Below are 15,935 nucleotides of genomic sequence, written 5' to 3' on the forward strand. Positions count from 1 at the left end.
GAAGGCGCACCCTCCACCACCGCTGTGGCCCCTGCTGTGGCCCCCGATTGGTGGGGGGAGCTGTGGCGGGCGCCCTTGGTGCCGTCGTGACCAATTGCCCCAGTGCACCACGATCTGCTGGCGCTGCCCGCGCCCCGCGGATGTCCGACGGGTCGTGACGCCTGCGGCGGGCTGCTCCCCTCCCCGCCCCTTCCCGAAACTGGGGCTCCGCCCCAGACCCCGAACCGGAGCATCCGCCCCAGGCCCCGGACCGGGGCTCCGCCCCAGACCCCGGACGGGGGCTTCGTCCCTTTCCGCGGCATCGATATGCGGCTCCGCCGCGCGGGGGCACTGCCACGGGCAGACACCGCCACACGCAGACACCGCCACGTCGGGGCGCTGCCGCGTGGGGGCGCCGCCACGCGCGGGCACCGCCGCGTCGGGACGCTGCCGCGTGGGGGCACCGCCACACGTGGACACCGCCGTGTCGGGGCGCTGCCACAGGCAGACACCGCCACACGCAGACACCGCCACGTCAGGGCGCTGCCGCGTGGGGGCGCCGCCACGCGCGGGCACCGCCGCGTCGGGACGCTGCCGCGTGGGGGCACCGCCACACGTGGACACCGCCGTGTCGGGGCGCTGCCACAGGCAGACACCGCCGCGTCAGGGCGCTGCCGCGTGGGCGCGCCGCCACGCGCGGGCACCGCCACACGCGGGGGCACCGCCACACGTGGACACCGCCCTTGGACCCCGGGGTCCAAGGGCGGAGCGCCCTGCCGCGCGGCGGAGCCGCGAACGCATGCTGCGGGAAGGGCGGGGAGGGGAAGGGCCCGCCGGTCGCAACACCCCATAGGTGCCCCTGGGCGTCGCAGCCCCGGCCGGGGGCGGCCCGGCCAGGGGACGTCGTGGGGTGGGGTCCCGCGGCCCTCAGCTGTGGCCGAGTTCCTCTGGCGGGGTGTCCGGCTCGACAGAGCCGCTCGTGCGGTCCGGGTGGAGGGGGAGGGGTTCGACGACGGTTTCGTCGACTACGGGTTCGGCCGGGCGGGGAGGCTTGGGCATGACGGCGGCCTCCGAGTGGGCGCCGCAGCCGTAGGAGAGGGAGACCACGCGGCCGTCCGCCGGGCTGAACTCGTTCGCGCAGACTCCGAACGCCTGTCCCAGCGAGCCGCCGAGGGCCACCAGGAAGCCGCAGCTCGCGCAGGTGCCGGGGGCCGCCTGGGCCATGGGGGTCTTGGGGCCGAACGCCTCGTCCCAGCGGTCGGCCGCGACGTGGAGGCCGTAGCGGGACAGCACCCGGGCGCGGCGCATGCCCAGCTCCTCGGCGACGGCCGCGATCGAGCCGGTCGCGGGGGCGGTCTGCGCCGCGGGGGCGCCGGCCGTCACATCGGCTTCCTCCACCGCCGCGAGCTGCTGCATCTCCTCCGAGACCGCGGAGTTGGGCGGCGGGGCGTCCTCGCCCGAGTAGCCGGGCTCCAGGCGCAGATCATCGGCCTCGGTGGGGAGCAGATCGCCCGGCCCCATGTCGCCGGGGCGCAGCCGCTCGCTCCAGGGCACCCACTCCGGCGCGAGCAGCGCGTCGGGCCCGGGTAGCAGCACCGTCTCGTCCAGGGTGACGGCCTTCGCGCGGGAGGCGCGGGTCACCGTGACCGCCCAGCGCCAGCCGCGATAGCCCGGTTCGGGGCTCTCGAAGAGATGCGTGACCACGCGGTCGCCCTCGGCGACAGCGCCCAGATACTCGCCCACCTGCCCCGGATGGGCGGCTTCCACGGCCGCCTCGCGGGCGAGTTCGACCGCCTCGGCGCACAGGCGGTCGGGGGTACGGCTTCGCATCGCACTCACAGGATCGATTCTCTCTTCCACGCCGTCGCAGCCGTCTGACCTGGTGCGCCAGCCGTACGGCCGTCGCGGGACCGCGGACGGAGCGGACCATGGGGCCGCGTCGACGTCCGCGCCCATCCGGCCTTCGGGCGCACCTTGTACGTCCCATTCTGCGGGATGGCTACTCGGCACACGGCCAGGAACGACCCTCGGTGGCGCGGTTACGCACGCTACCTTGTCCGGCCGCACCGGCCCTACCCCCGTCTCATCCTCACCTCCCGCCACGGCGCCGTACGCCCCCTCCCCGCCCGCCCCCGCGAAAGCGCATTTCCGCTGGACAGCGGGGTGTTGCCGATCCACGCCGGCGGCCCCGCCATCCGGAAAGCCGTCGAAGGTCTGACGCTTCGGCCGCTTGGGCTGCACCATGGTCAGGTGGCAGGAACGCGGTGGTACAGCGGCGGCTCGACCAGGAGGTCGGGCCGCTGGATCGTCCACGCGCTCCGTCTCCCCTTCGCGCTCCGCCTCCCTTTCACCGCGGCCGGGCGCGGCATCCGCCGGGCCACCCACGCCCACGGCGCCGGCGAGTCGGGGCTCGGCAAACTGATCGAACTGCACGCGGTGAACTCCGCGGGCGACATGCTGATCACCGTCGCCCTCGCCTCCACGATCTTCTTCTCGGTACCGACCGACGAGGCCCGTGGCCGGGTCGCGCTCTACCTGGTCATCACCATGGCGCCGTTCGCGCTGCTCGCCCCCGTCATCGGCCCGTTGCTCGACCGCCTCCCGCACGGCCGCCGCGCGGCGATGGCGGGCGCGATGCTGACCCGTGTGGTGCTGGCGCTGACGATGGCGGGCGCGGTGGCGGGCGGCGGGCTCGAGCTGTATCCGGCGGCGCTGGGCGTGCTGGTGGCGTCGAAGGCGTACGGAGTCGTCCGTTCCGCCGTCGTGCCACGGCTGCTCCCACCCCACTTCTCCCTGGTCAAGGCCAACTCCCGGGTCACCCTGGCCGGGCTGCTCGCCACCGGCGCGGCCGCCCCGCTGGGGGCCGGGCTGCACCAGATCGGGCCGAGCTGGCCGCTGTACGGGGCGTCCGTGATCTTCCTGCTGGGCGGATTCCTGTCGTTCACCCTGCCGCACAAGGTGGACTCCTCGAAGGGCGAGGCCAGGGCGCAGCTGACCTCGGGGCAGCGCCATCTGCATCTGCCGGTCACGGTGCGCAAGCCCAAGGCCAGGGTGGGCGGGACCAGGGCCGCCTCGGCGGCCGGTGGGGACAGGACCGCCCTTTCCAGGGCTGCCTTCCCTCGGATCGCCTTCTCCAGGATCGCCTTCTGGAGGGGCCGGGCCGGGCGGCCCGGCCTCCGTACGGTCGGCCCCTCCGTGCTGCACGCCCTTCAGGCGTGTGCCGCGTTGAAGGCCCTGTCCGGGTTCCTCACCCTCTTCCTCGCCTTCCTCCTCCGCGACCAGCCGCTGGGCGGGCTCGGCCCCGAGGTCTCGCTCGGCCTGGCCGCGGTCTGCGCGGGCGGCGGCAACGCGCTGGGCACCGCGATCGGCGCCTGGCTGCGGGCGCGCGGCCCGGAACTGATCATCGCGGTGGTGCTGAGCTCCGCCCTGGGCGTACTCATCGTGTCGGCGGCCCTCTACGGCGCGGTGACGGTGGCCGCCGTGGCCGCCACCGCCGGGATCTCCCAGGCGCTGGGCAAGCTGTCGCTGGACGCGCTGATCCAGCGTGACGTCCCGGAGGAGGTCCGCACCTCGGCGTTCTCGCGGTCCGAGACGACGCTCCAGATGGCGTGGGTCGTCGGCGGCGCCATCGGCATCGTGCTGCCGCTCCACGGGGTGCTGGGGATGGCGGTCGCCGCGGCGGTGATCGCGCTGGGCACGGCGCTGAGCGTCCGCGGACTGCTGAGCGCCTCCCGGCAGGGGGCGCCGTATCCGCGGGTGGCGTGAATTGGAGCTACGGGCAGTGTGGGTACTGGGGCCGCCGGAGGCGTTCTGGGAGCAACCGGCAGTGTGAGTCCCTGGCGGGACCGCCCTCGGCGAGTCGTACCCGCGCGCGAGGCGATCGGTGGAGCCAGATAGCCTGCCCGCATGACCGCTGCGCTGTTTTCCAGGGGCAAGGGCCGCCGCGCCGTCACCGCCGCCTGTGCTGTGTCCCTCGGGCTCGTCGCCCTCTCCGCCTGCGACAAGCCGACCCCGCTGGCAACGGTGACGGTCGGTTCGAACACCGTGACGGCCGAGGCGAGCAACGGCTGCTACGGCGACGGCAAGGATCTGAGCTCGAAGAAGTTCAAGGACTGCCTGTCCGCCAAGCCCGAGAAGACGATCAAGGTGACCCCTGGGGACAAGGTTCGGCTCGGGGTGGACCCCGAGATCGCCAAGTCCAGCTGGGGCCTGATCGCCAACAACCCGGTCATGGCCGAGGCGAGCAAGGAGACGTACCGCAGCTTCGACAGCGATACGCTCTTCGCCAAGCAGAACCCGCAGACCGGCCAGACCACGCTCGAGAAGAAGGTCACGATCACGGTCGCCGAGCTCGGCAAGAGCAGCCAGGGCGTCAAGGGCATCTGGCGCTTCACGCTGGAACGGGACTCCTGACGGGGTTCCCGAGGGGAGCCCCGACCGGACCCCTGGCGGGATTCCCGTCGGGACCCCCGACTGGACTCCCGACTGGGCTCCTGACGGGCGGAACTCCGCAGGACGGGGCCCGGTCGCACCGGGCAACCGGCCGCGCCGTGACAGGGTTGTGTGTGACAAGGGGGAGTCACCCATGCGCGTACTGATCGTCACGGCCGTACCCGCCGAGCGGGACGCCGTCGTACGGGGCGTCGGTGCCACGGCCCCCGAGTTGGCCGAACTCCCCGTACCCGGCGGGGTGCTCCACCGGCTGAGCCCGGCGCCGCCCACCGGGCCGCCGCTCACCGTGGATGTCCTGGCCGCCGGGGTCGGCCCGGCGGCCGCGGCGGCCGGAACCGCCGCCGCCCTGACCGCGGCCGCGGTCGCCCGCACCCCCTATGACCTCGCCGTATCGGCCGGTATCGGCGGCGGCTTCGGCACAGCGATCTCAAACCCAGCGACCTCCCCCGCACCCCCCGCCGCCGCGCACCTCAGCTCCGCCGCCGCGCACCTCGGCTCCGTCGTCGTCGCCGACGCCATCGTCGCCGCCGACCTGGGCGCCGAGACCCCCGACGGCTTCGCCGCCGTCACCGACCTGGGCTTCGGAACCGTGGAACACCTCCCGCCCGCCCCGCTCGTCGCCGCCGTCGCCGAGGCGACGGACGCCGTGCGCGGCACCGTGCTCACCGTGTCGACCGTGACCGGGAGCGCCGAACGGGCCGCCGAGCTGCTGCGCCGCCATCCGCGCGCCGTCGCCGAGGCCATGGAGGGCTTCGGCGTCGCGGAGGCCGCCGCGGCCCAGTCCGTGCCCACCCTGGAGGTACGGACGGTCTCCAACGCCGTCGGGCCGCGCGACCGCGCGGCCTGGCGGATCGGGGAGGCGCTCGAAGCGCTCACGGGCGCCTTCGCGACCATCGCCCCCCTCCTCGGCACCTGGACCTTTGACCCGGAAGGAACCCGGCAGTGACTGAGCCCCTGAGTGACCCCCTGACTGAGCCTTTGAAGATCGCCTACTCCCCGTGCCCCAACGACACGTTCGTCTTCCACGCCTGGGCCCACGGCCGCGTCCCCGGCGCGCCCGCGCTCGATGTCACCTTCGCGGACATCGACATCACCAACGGGATGGCCGAGCGCGGGGAGTTCGACGTACTGAAGGTGTCGTACGCCGTACTGCCGTGGGTGCTGGACGACTACGCGCTGCTGCCCTGCGGCGGCGCGCTCGGCCGCGGCTGCGGTCCGCTGGTGCTCTCGCGGCAGCCCGGCGAGGGACAGCAGCTCACCGGCAAGGATCTGGCGGGGAAGACGGTCGCGGTGCCGAGCGAGCGTTCGACCGCGTATCTGCTCTTCCGGCTGTGGGCCGCCGCCGAGGTGCCGGGCGGGGTCGGCGAGATCAAGGTGTTGCCGTTCCACGCGATCATGCCCGCGGTGCGGGACGGCGAGGTCGACGCCGGGCTCGTCATCCACGAGGCCCGGTTCACCTATCAGAATTACGGACTGCACTGCCTGGCTGACATGGGTGAGCACTGGGAGCAGACCACCGGACTCCCGATCCCGCTCGGCGCGATCATCGCCAAGCGCTCACTGGGTGCCGAGCGGCTCCGGGAGCTCGCCGACGCCGCCCGGACATCGGTACGGATGGCCTGGGACGACCCGGAGGCGTCGCGGGCGTACGTCCTGGACCACGCCCAGGAGATGGACCCGGCCGTGGCCGATCAGCACATCGGACTGTACGTCAACGAGTTCACCGCCGACCTCGGCGAGAGCGGCTACGCCGCGGTGCGCGGGCTGCTGACCCGGGCGGCGGCGGAGGGGCTGGTACCGCCACTCGGGCCCAGTGCGCTGGACGCGGTCTGACGCTTCGGCACGCTTCGGCACGCTTCAGCAAGTGGTCGCACGCCAAGCGGAGCCGGATGGATATCCATCCGGCTCCGCTGAAGGAATTGGGTATCTCGGACCGGGGTCAAGTCAGACGCAGACCGGACTCAGGTCTCAGACGTCGAGCTGGTCGGCCACCGCCCGCAACATGCCCGCGATCTTGTGGCCGTGTGCCTTGTCCGGATAGCGGCCGCGCTCCAGCTGCTGCGTCACATTCTCCAGCAGCGTGGTCAGGTCCTGGACGATGGACGCCAGCTCATCCGGCTTGCGGCGCTGGGCGGCCGCCACGGAGGGAGTCGGATCGAGAACGGTGACGGACAATGCCTGATCCCCGCGATTTCCGGCCACCACGCCGAATTCCACGCGCTGCCCCGGCTTCAGTGAGTCGATGCCTTCCGGAAGCACCGACGAGTGAACGAAGACGTCGCCACCGTCATCGCGGGAGAGAAAGCCAAAGCCCTTCTCACTGTTGAACCACTTGACCTTGCCGGTAGGCACGTCTGTCTCGTCCTCGTCGCTCGTCGGAAAACACGGAAAAACAGCTCTCGATAGCACTACAGCGGGTCGTAAGACCCGCCACCACCAAGGCTAATGGTCCCGAGCCTGGTGACAAGACGTACCCGGGTGGTTCCTATGCGCGCTCTGGCACGGATCTACCCTGGTCCGGTGAGTAATGAAACCCCGCACCGCGGCGGCTCCCCCGGCCGCCCTCGAGAGGCGCCCCTTCCCGGCGACCGGCTCATCCGGTCCGGCGTCATCGTCTTCGCCATCGGAGCGGTGGCCACGCTCGTCACCGTCGCGCCGCTCTTCTTGGGCGCGGATCCGCTGCCCTCGGTGGCGTACGTCGTCTGCATGCTGATGGGCGTCGGCTTCGCCCTCGCCGCCGTCGGGCTGCTGCGCTCCATCGCGGCACAGCGGCGGGAGGCCGCGGCCGCCGCCCGGGTGTCACGGCCCCCCGTACCGCCGTCCGGGTGAATCGGGTGGACGGGTGAACCGGGTGCATCAGACTGGCTGAGCTGGTGGGGCGTGTGCTGGTGAGCTGGTGCGCCGTGTGCTGGTGGGCTGGTGAACTCGTGAGCTGGGCAGCTCAGCCCGCCGTGCGATCGCCTATGTAGCCCGACAGCCAGGACGGGAACGCCGTCAGATCGTCCAGCACGACATCCGCGCCGGCCGTGAGCAGCTCATCCACCGCGCAGGGCCCGGTGGCGACCGCTACGGACAGCGCACCGGCCGTACGCGCGCCGCGTACGTCACCCGTGTGGTCCCCGACGTACACCGTCGCCCCGTACTCCCGCAGCGCCTCCGCCTTGGCCTCGGCCCACAGCCAGCCGATCACCGCGTCCGCCTCGATGCCCAGGTGGCTCAGGTGCAGCTTGGCGTTGGGCTCGTGCTTCGCGGTGACGACGATGGCCCGGCCGCCCGACCGCCGCACGGCCTCGATCGCCTCCCGCGCCCCCTTCATGGCCGGGGTGGGCGCGATCGCGTACTCCGGGTAGAGCTCGCGGTAGAGCTCGCCCATCTCCTCGACGCGCTCATCGGGGAACCAGTGCACCAGTTCCTGTTCCAGTGGCGGGCCGAGCCGGGTGATGGCGAGGTCGGAGTCGATGTAGGTGCCGGTCCGGGCCGATAGCGCCTCGTACGCCGCCTTGATGCCCGGCCGGGAGTCGATGAGGGTCATGTCGAGGTCGAAGCCGACGGTGAGAGCGGAGTGCGAAGACATGCCCGCCATTGTGCCTCGGCCCACCCCATACACTTAGCCTCGCCTAACTTCGTAGCCGACGAGCGAACGGACGCGATGACCGCCGACCGGACCAGCAACCGCCCTCCCAGAGCCCCCCTGGTCCGCGCCTCCCCGGCCCCCGCCTCCTCGGCACCCACTTCCCCGGCACCCGCCTCCCCGGTCCGCGCCTCCCTGGTCCGCCGCCGCCTCGGCTGGACGGCCGCGGCAGTCGTCGCGCTGCTGCTCGCCGTCCTGCTGAGCCTCGCCGTGGGCAGCCGCCAGATCGCCCCGAGCGCGGTCCTGGACGCGCTGCTGCACGGCGGTTCGAGCGACGCCGCCGACATCGTGCGGTCCCTGCGACTGCCGCGCACCCTCATCGGGCTGATGGTCGGCGCGGCGCTCGCCATGGCGGGCACCGTGATGCAGGGCGTCACCCGCAACCCGATCGCCGACCCCGGCATCCTCGGCATCAGCCAGGGCGCCTCGGTGGGCGTGGTGCTCGCGATCGCCTTCGCCGGGGTGCACACGCTCAGCGGCTTCGTCTGGTTCGCCTTCGCGGGGGCGGGGCTGGCGTCGGTCACCGTCTACGCCATCGCCACCAGCGGGCGGGGCGGCGCGACCCCGGTCAAACTCGCGCTCTCCGGCGCCGCGATCAACGCCCTGCTGGTATCCGTGACCACGGGCGTGCTGACGACGAAGGCGGCGGCCCTGGATGAGTTCCGCTTCTGGCAGATCGGCTCGCTCGCCGGACGTGACACCGGGATCGTCGGCCAGATCTGGCCGTTCCTGCTGGTCGGCACGGTGCTGGTGATCACGGTGGCACGCGGTCTGGACGCGCTGGCGCTCGGCGAGGACGTCGCGAAGGGGCTCGGCCAGAACGTGGCGGTCGTACGGATCGTCGCCGCCCTCGGCGCCACGATCCTCACCGGTGTCGGAGTCGCCGCCGCCGGTCCGCTCGCGTTCATCGGCCTCGCGGTCCCCCATATCGCCCGCGCGATCGTCGGCACCGACCACCGCTGGGTGCTTCCGATGGCCGCCCTGATCGGCCCGGTGATGCTGCTGGTCTCGGATGTGGTGGGCCGGGTCGTCTTCCCGCCGAGCGAGGTGCCGGCGGGCGTGATGACCGCGCTGATCGGGGTGCCCTTCCTGGTCACGCTGGTGCGCCGGAAGGCGGTGGCCGCGTGACGGCGATGGAGAGCCGTAACGACGCCCGTACGGTCCGCGCGGAGGGGGACCGCGCGACGGAGGGCCGCCCGGAGGTCCGCGCGGAGGTCCGCACGGGGGCTCGCCCCGGGATCCGACCGGCCGGGTACGGCCTGATCCGTATCAAGAGCAAGGGGCATGGCGGACGTGGGGGACGTGGGGGCCGAGGCGGACGAGGCGGATCGTTCCTGCTGCACCGCCGCTCGGCGCTCGTCGCGATCGGGCTGGCCCTGGCCACCGCCGCCGCCTGCGTGACGTATCTGTGCGTCGGCGAGAGCTTCATCGCCCCCGGCGACGCCGTGAAAGCCGTCCTGCACACCCAGTGGGGCCTCGGCCAGGCCACCCCGAACGACCTCGTCGTCGGCACGCTGCGGCTGCCCAGGATGACGCTCGGCCTGATGGTCGGCGCCGCCTTCGGCATCGCGGGCGCGCTGATCCAGACGGTGGCCCGCAACCCCCTCGCCAGCCCCGACATCATCGGCGTCAGCCAGGGCGCGAGCGCGGTGACCGTGGGCGCGATGACCTACGGGGTCAGCTCCTACGCCGTCCTGCCGTACCTCTCCGTCGCGGGCGGCCTCGCCGCCGCCGCACTGGTCTACGTCTTCGCCTGGCGCGGCGGACTCCAGGCGGCCCGCTTCGTACTCATCGGCATCGGGTTCGCCGTCGCGCTGCGCTCGATCACCCAACTCTTCCTGACCAAGGGCGACTATCTCGTGGCCCAGCAGGCGAAGGTGTGGATGACCGGTTCGCTCAACGGACGTGGCTGGGGCGAGGCCACTCCCCTCGGCTGGGCACTGCTGGTGCTGCTGCCCGGTGTGCTGTGGGCGGCGCGGGCACAGCGCACGGTGTCCATGGACGACGACACGGCCACCGCACTGGGCGTACGGCTCGGGCGGGCGCGGCTGGGCCTGGTGGCCCTCGGCGTCGTACTCGCCTCGATGGCTACGGGCGCGGCCGGCCCGGTGGACTTCGTGGCGCTGCTCGCCCCGCAGATCGCCCGCCGGATGACCCGGACCGCCCAGATCCCGCTGCTGTGCTCGGCCCTGACCGGAGCGTTCATCGTCGTCACCGCCGATCTGCTGGCCCGCAAGCTGTTCGCGCCGACCGAACTGCCGGTGGGTGTACTGACGGCGGCGGTCGGCGCCCCGTATCTGATCCACCTGCTGCTGTCTTCCGGGGGACGCGGCCGTAAGGGAGGCACCGCCGCATGACCGCTTCGGCGTCCACAACGGGAACGAGCCCGGAGCCCGGTCCGGAGGAGACTGGCCCGGGGAAGGCCGGTCCGGGGGAGGCCGGTTTGGCGGAGACCGCTTCCGTGAACCGGCCGAACTGCCCGAACGAGCCGAATGGGCCGAATGGGCTGAACCGCCCAAACCAACCTAACCGGCTCACCGCACGCGAACTGACCCTCGCCTACGAGGACCGCACCGTCGTGGACGGGCTGGACCTGGAGATACCCGACGGCGAGGTCACGGTCATCGTCGGCCCCAACGCCTGCGGCAAGTCCACCCTGCTGCGCGCCCTCGGACGGCTGCTTCGGCCACGCGGCGGCGCCGTGCTCCTCGACGGCACGGATCTCGCGCGCATCCCGACGAAGAAGATCGCCCAGTCCGTGGGGCTGCTCCCGCAGACCCCGGTCGCGCCCGAGGCGATCACCGTCGCCGATCTCGTCTCCCGTGGCCGCCAGCCGCATCAGCGGTGGTGGCAGCAATGGTCGGAGGAGGACGAACGCGCCGTCACGGACGCCATGGAGCGCACGGACGTGACGGCGCTCGCCGACCGCCCGGTGGACGAGCTGTCGGGAGGGCAGCGGCAGCGCGTATGGATCGCGATGGCACTCGCGCAGGAGACCGATCTGCTGCTGCTGGACGAACCGACGACGTATCTGGACATCTCCCACCAGGTGGAGGTGCTGGACCTGGTGCGCCAGCTCAACCACGAACGCGGCCGTACGGTCGTCGCCGTCCTCCACGACCTCAACCAGGCCGCCCGCTACGCCGACCATCTGATCGCGATGAAGGGCGGCAGCATCGTGGCCCGCGGCCGCCCGGAGGGCATCGTCACGGCGGAGCTGGTACACGAGGTCTTCGGCCTCGACTCGGTGGTCGTGCCGGACCCGGTGACCGGCAGCCCCTTGGTCGTCCCGGGCACGCCTTGGCAGGCCGCCGAGCAAGGCTGAGCGCGGCAGGGCTGGCGCCCGGCGTCGGCCCTACGCCGTAGCCCTGAGTCAGCGCTTGCGCCTCGCGTCAGCTCTTGCGCTTCGCCGCGCGCCAGAGGAGGAACAGCACCGAGGCGATGGCCGCGCCCCGGACGACGTAGGGCCAGGTCTCGGTCAGGGCGTCCTTCCAGCCGTGTTCGGGGATCGGCTCGCCCCACTTGCCGTCGGCTCGGCCATACAGCCAGATCGCGGCCCCGGCCGCGACCAGGCCTGGCATGCCCAGGGCGGCCCACTTCGCCTCGGCAGGGGAGCGGCGGTAGGTGCTGTAGTACGCGATCACCCAGCCGAAGGCGATCAGGATGATGTTGCCCAGGGCCGCACCCGCCACGAGGAGTGCGACCGCCACCAGCAGCACAGGGCCGAGCCCGGACAGCCATGTGGGGACGCCGCCGCCCGCGGGCTGGTCGGCCGCCTTACCCGCCTTACCGGGCCCGAGCAGTACGCGGCGCAGCCCGCTACGCGGCTTGCCCCCGGCCCCCGCCTTCTTGGCCTCGGCCTTCGCCTTCGCCTCGGCGTCCGCCTCGGCCTCGGCGGCGGCCGCTTCCGCAGCCGCCTTCTCCTCGGCCTCGCGCCGCTCCTGGCGCTCCTGCTCGGCCGACTTGCCCTTACCGAGCAGTTCGGGGATCTCGATCCCGCCGGTGAACCCCTCGACCGCGCCGTACTGCGCGTCGCGCTGCTCGGGCTGGGCGAACGGGCCCGGCTCGACATGCCACCAGTCCATATCGGACTCGCGCGGGCCCAATTCGTCCTCGCCCGCGAGGTGCGGCGGCGAGGCGGCGTTGGACGGGGGCGTGGCGGGGGTGGCGGGCCTCGGCTTGATCAGGGAGGGGGTGCCGTCGCCCGGCGTGCGATTCGCGCGCCCGTCCCCGTTCCGGCCGGTACCGGGCACCCCCGGGGCGTCCTCCTCGCGCGGGGCTGGCACCTTACCGGTGAGACCGCTGCTCTTGGCGAGCCCGGCCAGCTTGTCGCGGGCCGCCCGCGCCGCCCCGGCGGCCCCTCGCGGGGCCGCACCGCCGCCCGTAGCGCTGCCCGCGCCGCCGCCCCTACCGCTGCCCGCCGTACTGGGCTCACCACCGATTCCCCCCGATCCCGGGTCGGGGCCTCGGCCACCCGCGGCGGCCACCACATCGGCCGGTGAGCCCAGCTTGGACAGGATCCGCTTCACCCCGGCCGGGCTGTCCGCGCCTCCGGTGGCCCGGCGATGGTCGATATCGGCACGGAGCCCGGAGACCAGCCGCATACGTTCACCGGACGACAGACCTTGCTGCTGAGCCAGGTCACCGACACGGCTCAGATAGTCGTAGACGAGCTTCTCGCTCTCGATCCCCACCAAGACCCCTGAGAATGCGCACCGTCGGCGTATCAATCGGCTCCGACGGTACCGCGCGGAACCGGAATCCCGCCGCACCCCCTCCGCCCCGCACCCCGCGGGTACTGTGGATCGAATGAGCAGTTCATGGAATCGAGAGGGCTGACATGCCCGAAGAGACCAGCTCGCGCAACCGGGAGGCATGAGTTGCCCGCAGACACCGGCCACGGGGACAGCGGTCCGCAAGATCGCGTCCCCCGGGGCGGCGGCCCACGAGACGGCAGCCACGGCGACCACGGCGGCCGTGGCCTCGGGGTGCCGCGCACCCTCGCCGAGGAGCTGCGCACCCGGCCCGACGACACCCTCGCCGCCCTGCTGCGCGCCCGCCCCGATCTGCTCTCCCCGGTCCCCAACGACCTCACCCAGCTCGCCACCCGAGCGGGCACCCGCGCCTCGGTGGTACGGGCGGTGGAGCGTCTTGACCGATTCGCGCAACAGACCGCCGAGGCCCTGGCCGTCGCGCCCGACCCCTGCCCGTACGAGACCCTGCGGGACCTGCTGACGGGCGACGAGGGCGCTGAGGAGGCGGGGGGTAACGGGGGTACTGGGGACGCCCGTACCACCTCACCCACCGGGCCCACCTCGCCCGCCGGGACCACCCCGGGCGTCGGCGCCCCCCTGCGTGCCGAGGAACGTGCCGCGATCGTCGCCGAGTTGCCCCGGGCCGTGGCCACGCTGCGCGAGCAGGCCCTGATCTGGGGTGGGGACGATCGGCTTCGGCTCGTCCGGACCGCTCGGGAGCTACTCGCGCCCTCTCCCACCTCGCCCTCCCCCACTGGGCTCGGCCCAACCGTGCAGGAGGCCACGTCCGGGATGTCGCCGGGGCGGCTTCAGGAGCTGCTGGCGGCGGCCGGGGAGCGGCCCACGCACGATCCCGTCACGGCGGCGGCGGCCCTGGCCGAATTGTTCCGGGACCGCGCCCGGATGGCGGCGCTGCTCGACGGGGCGCCGGCGGGCGCGGCGGCCGTGCTGGCCAAGCTGACCTGGGGGCCGCCGTACGGGGAAGCGTCCGTCGCCTCGCCCACCCCGCCCGTCGGCTGGCTGCTGGACCACGGGCTGCTGCTCCCGTCCGGCCCGCGCAATGTCGTACTGCCCCGCGAGGTCGCCCTGCATCTGCGGCACGGCCGGGCACACCGCGCCCCCGAGCCGTTCGCCCCGCCGCTCTCGCCCGCCACCGAACACGATCCACAGGTTGTGGACAACACCGCGGCGGGCCAGACCTTCACCGCGCTGGCCACCGTCGAGGAGCTGCTGGGGCAGTGGGAGACCGCCGGGCCGCCCGTCCTGCGCGCGGGCGGGCTGAGCGTCCGCGACCTCAAGCGGACCGCCGTGGCGCTCGACGTGTCCGAGCCGGTGGCCGCCTTCTGGATCGAGCTGGCGTACGCGGCCGGGCTGGTGGCCTCCGACGGCGAGACCGACGAGCGCTACGCCCCCACCCCCGCCTACGACGACTGGCTGCGGTTGCCCGCCGAGGAGCGCTGGGCGCGGCTCGCCGCCGCCTGGCTGCCCGCGACCCGTACATCGGGCCTGGTCGGCGGCCGGGACAGCAGGGGCCGCACCCTCGCCGCGCTCGGCCCGGAACTGGACCGCTCCCCGGCCCCCGAGGTACGCCGACGGGTCCTCGAACTCCTGGCCACCCTCCCGCACGGTGCCGCGGCCGCCCCCGACGTCCTGCTGGCCCGGCTGCGGTGGGAACGGCCGACCGGCCACCGCGGGGCCCCGGCCCCCGCCCCGTCCGCCCCCGGCGCGGCCGCCCCTTCCGGGTCCGCCCCCGGGGCCACGTCGTCCGCCGCCACTACTTGGTCTTCCGCGGCCGCCCCGGGGGCCGCGTCCACCCCCGCCGTGTCCACCGCCGCCTCGCCCAGCGGCGCCTCGTCCACCCCAGCCTCGTCCACCGCCGCCTCGCCCACCGGTGAGGATCTGCGCTCGCGGCTGGCCCGCTGGGCCCTCACCGAGGCCGAAATGCTCGGGGTCACCGGCCGGGGCGCGCTCTCCGCCCACGGCCGCGCCCTGCTGGAACGCCACCCGGACGAGCCGACGGCCGCCGAGAGCGAACTCGCGTCCGCGCAGGCCGCCCGGCTGCTCGCGCCGCTGCTCCCCGACCTCCTCGACCACGTCCTGCTCCAGGCCGACCTGACCGCCGTCGCGCCCGGTCCGCTGGAACGGCCGCTCGCCGAGGCCCTGGGCGTCCTCGCCGACGTCGAGTCCAAGGGCGGCGCGACGGTCTACCGCTTCACGCCCGAGTCCGTACGCCGCGCACTCGACGCCGGGCGGACCGCCGACGATGTGCACACCTTCCTCGCCGCGCACTCCCGAACCCCGGTGCCCCAGCCGCTCACCTACCTCGTGGACGACGTGGCCCGTAAGCACGGCCGACTGCGCGTCGGCGCCGCCTCCGCGTATCTGCGCTGCGACGACGACGCGCTGCTCGCCGAGATCCTCGCCGACCGCCGTTCGGCGGGCCTGCGGCTGCGCCGCCTCGCCCCCACCGTGCTGGCCGCCCAGGCCCCGCCGGACACGCTGCTGGAGGGGTTGCGCGCGATGGGGTACGCCCCGGCCGCCGAGTCCGCCGAGGGCGATGTGCTGGTCAGCCGGGCCGAAGCCCAGCGCACCCCGCCCCGTAAGCCGCCCGCTCCGGTCCCGGAGGGCCCGCCGGTGCCCGACGCCACCCTGCTGGGCGCGGCGGTGCGCGCCATCCGCGCGGGGGACCTCGCCGCGACCGCGCCCCGCAAACCGGCGGTCGCGGCCGAGGCAGGGGCCGATTCAGGGGCAGGGGCAGGGCACGTTTCCGGCCCGGAGACCGCTTCCGGCTCACGGTCCGGGGCTGGTTCCGGGGCCGGAGCCGGGGCCAGGGCCAGTGCCGGGGCCGGTTCCGGGACCGGCGCCAGTGGCGACCGGCTGCCCCGCACCACCTCCGCCGACACCCTCGCCACCATGCAGGCCGCCGCCCTGACCGGCTCCAACGTCTGGATCGGCTACGTCAACGCGAACGGCGCGGCCACCCAGCGCGTGATCGCCCCGGTCCGGGTCGAGGGTGGCTTCGTCACGGCGTACGACCACACGGCCGACGAGGTGCGTACGTACCCCCTGCACCGCATCACGGGCGCCGCCGAACTGGCCGAGGACGCCACGTAACACGC

At 73.7% G+C, this 15,935-nt stretch carries 13 protein-coding genes; 9 read left to right on the plus strand and 4 right to left on the minus strand.

The features are described from left to right. Positions 1–906: 906 nt before the first annotated feature. Positions 907–1,809 carry a DUF3027 domain-containing protein gene (locus ACJX2R_RS23825; RefSeq protein WP_413105939.1) on the minus strand — a complete coding sequence of 301 codons (903 nt, stop codon included), beginning with the start codon at positions 1,807–1,809 and terminating at the stop codon, positions 907–909. Positions 1,810–1,974: 165 nt separating this feature from the next. Here ACJX2R_RS23825 and ACJX2R_RS23830 point away from each other — a divergent pair, with 165 nt between their 5' ends. The 4 genes from ACJX2R_RS23830 to ACJX2R_RS23845 all read left to right on the plus strand — a co-directional run bounded on the left by ACJX2R_RS23830 (position 1,975) and on the right by ACJX2R_RS23845 (position 6,264). Next, on the plus strand, positions 1,975–3,744 hold the full coding sequence (locus tag ACJX2R_RS23830; protein WP_413101788.1) for an MFS transporter: 1,770 nt from the start codon (positions 1,975–1,977) through the stop codon (positions 3,742–3,744). 141 nt (positions 3,745–3,885) lie between these two features. Next, a complete protein-coding gene (locus tag ACJX2R_RS23835) occupies positions 3,886–4,392 on the plus strand; it encodes a hypothetical protein (RefSeq protein ID WP_262699189.1) in 507 nt (168 codons plus the stop codon). A 172-nt stretch (positions 4,393–4,564) separates the two neighbouring features. Further along, the gene (gene mqnB / locus ACJX2R_RS23840) at positions 4,565–5,377 is read left to right on the plus strand and encodes a futalosine hydrolase (protein ID WP_413101789.1); all 813 of its coding nucleotides are present in this window, start codon (positions 4,565–4,567) and stop codon (positions 5,375–5,377) included. Then, positions 5,374–6,264, plus strand: a complete 891-nt coding sequence (locus ACJX2R_RS23845) for a 1,4-dihydroxy-6-naphthoate synthase (protein WP_413101790.1) — start codon at positions 5,374–5,376, stop codon at positions 6,262–6,264. Before mqnB ends, ACJX2R_RS23845 begins: the two co-directional genes overlap by 4 nt. 135 nt (positions 6,265–6,399) lie before the next feature. On the opposite strand, the gene ACJX2R_RS23850 is transcribed toward ACJX2R_RS23845, so the two are convergent. Beyond that, entirely contained in the window at positions 6,400–6,783 is a 384-nt protein-coding gene (locus ACJX2R_RS23850; protein ID WP_317259519.1) for a cold-shock protein, read from the minus strand. 168 nt (positions 6,784–6,951) lie between these two features. Here ACJX2R_RS23850 and ACJX2R_RS23855 point away from each other — a divergent pair, with 168 nt between their 5' ends. Continuing rightward, the gene (locus ACJX2R_RS23855; protein WP_413101791.1) at positions 6,952–7,260 is read left to right on the plus strand and encodes a hypothetical protein; all 309 of its coding nucleotides are present in this window, start codon (positions 6,952–6,954) and stop codon (positions 7,258–7,260) included. Between the two features lie 112 nt (positions 7,261–7,372). Here the strand turns inward: ACJX2R_RS23855 and ACJX2R_RS23860 are convergent, their stop codons facing one another. Next, positions 7,373–8,014: an HAD family hydrolase gene (locus tag ACJX2R_RS23860; RefSeq protein ID WP_371105968.1), complete on the minus strand. Its 642-nt coding sequence runs from the start codon at positions 8,012–8,014 to the stop codon at positions 7,373–7,375. Between the two features lie 66 nt (positions 8,015–8,080). On the opposite strand from ACJX2R_RS23860, the gene ACJX2R_RS23865 reads away from it, so the two are divergent. From ACJX2R_RS23865 to ACJX2R_RS23875, 3 genes are all read left to right on the plus strand, one after another. After that, positions 8,081–9,190, plus strand: a complete 1,110-nt coding sequence (locus ACJX2R_RS23865; RefSeq protein ID WP_413101792.1) for a FecCD family ABC transporter permease — start codon at positions 8,081–8,083, stop codon at positions 9,188–9,190. A gap of 5 nt (positions 9,191–9,195) precedes the next feature. Beyond that, on the plus strand, positions 9,196–10,419 hold the full coding sequence (locus tag ACJX2R_RS23870; protein ID WP_413105940.1) for a FecCD family ABC transporter permease: 1,224 nt from the start codon (positions 9,196–9,198) through the stop codon (positions 10,417–10,419). An 86-nt stretch (positions 10,420–10,505) separates the two neighbouring features. Further along, entirely contained in the window at positions 10,506–11,387 is an 882-nt protein-coding gene (locus tag ACJX2R_RS23875; protein ID WP_413101793.1) for an ABC transporter ATP-binding protein, read from the plus strand. A gap of 67 nt (positions 11,388–11,454) precedes the next feature. Here the strand turns inward: ACJX2R_RS23875 and ACJX2R_RS23880 are convergent, their stop codons facing one another. Beyond that, positions 11,455–12,756: a hypothetical protein gene (locus ACJX2R_RS23880; protein WP_413101794.1), complete on the minus strand. Its 1,302-nt coding sequence runs from the start codon at positions 12,754–12,756 to the stop codon at positions 11,455–11,457. 186 nt (positions 12,757–12,942) lie between these two features. Here ACJX2R_RS23880 and ACJX2R_RS23885 point away from each other — a divergent pair, with 186 nt between their 5' ends. Continuing rightward, entirely contained in the window at positions 12,943–15,930 is a 2,988-nt protein-coding gene (locus ACJX2R_RS23885) for a helicase C-terminal domain-containing protein (RefSeq protein ID WP_413101795.1), read from the plus strand. The last annotated feature ends 5 nt before the right edge of the window (positions 15,931–15,935 follow it).

The sequence above is a fragment of the Streptomyces sp. Inha503 genome, from assembly GCF_047215865.1.
GTDB lineage: Bacteria > Actinomycetota > Actinomycetes > Streptomycetales > Streptomycetaceae > Streptomyces > Streptomyces lycopersici.

Excerpts from the sequence above, each read along its gene's own strand:
- ACJX2R_RS23825 (WP_413105939.1), bottom strand. The coding sequence starts at position 1,809 with ATGCGAAGCCGTACCCCCGACCGCCTGTGCGCCGAGGCGGTCGAACTC.
- ACJX2R_RS23830 (WP_413101788.1), top strand. The coding sequence starts at position 1,975 with ATGGCTACTCGGCACACGGCCAGGAACGACCCTCGGTGGCGCGGTTAC.
- ACJX2R_RS23835 (WP_262699189.1), top strand. The coding sequence starts at position 3,886 with ATGACCGCTGCGCTGTTTTCCAGGGGCAAGGGCCGCCGCGCCGTCACC.
- mqnB (WP_413101789.1), top strand. The coding sequence starts at position 4,565 with ATGCGCGTACTGATCGTCACGGCCGTACCCGCCGAGCGGGACGCCGTC.
- ACJX2R_RS23860 (WP_371105968.1), bottom strand. The coding sequence starts at position 8,014 with ATGGCGGGCATGTCTTCGCACTCCGCTCTCACCGTCGGCTTCGACCTC.
- ACJX2R_RS23865 (WP_413101792.1), top strand. The coding sequence starts at position 8,081 with ATGACCGCCGACCGGACCAGCAACCGCCCTCCCAGAGCCCCCCTGGTC.
- ACJX2R_RS23870 (WP_413105940.1), top strand. The coding sequence starts at position 9,196 with ATGGAGAGCCGTAACGACGCCCGTACGGTCCGCGCGGAGGGGGACCGC.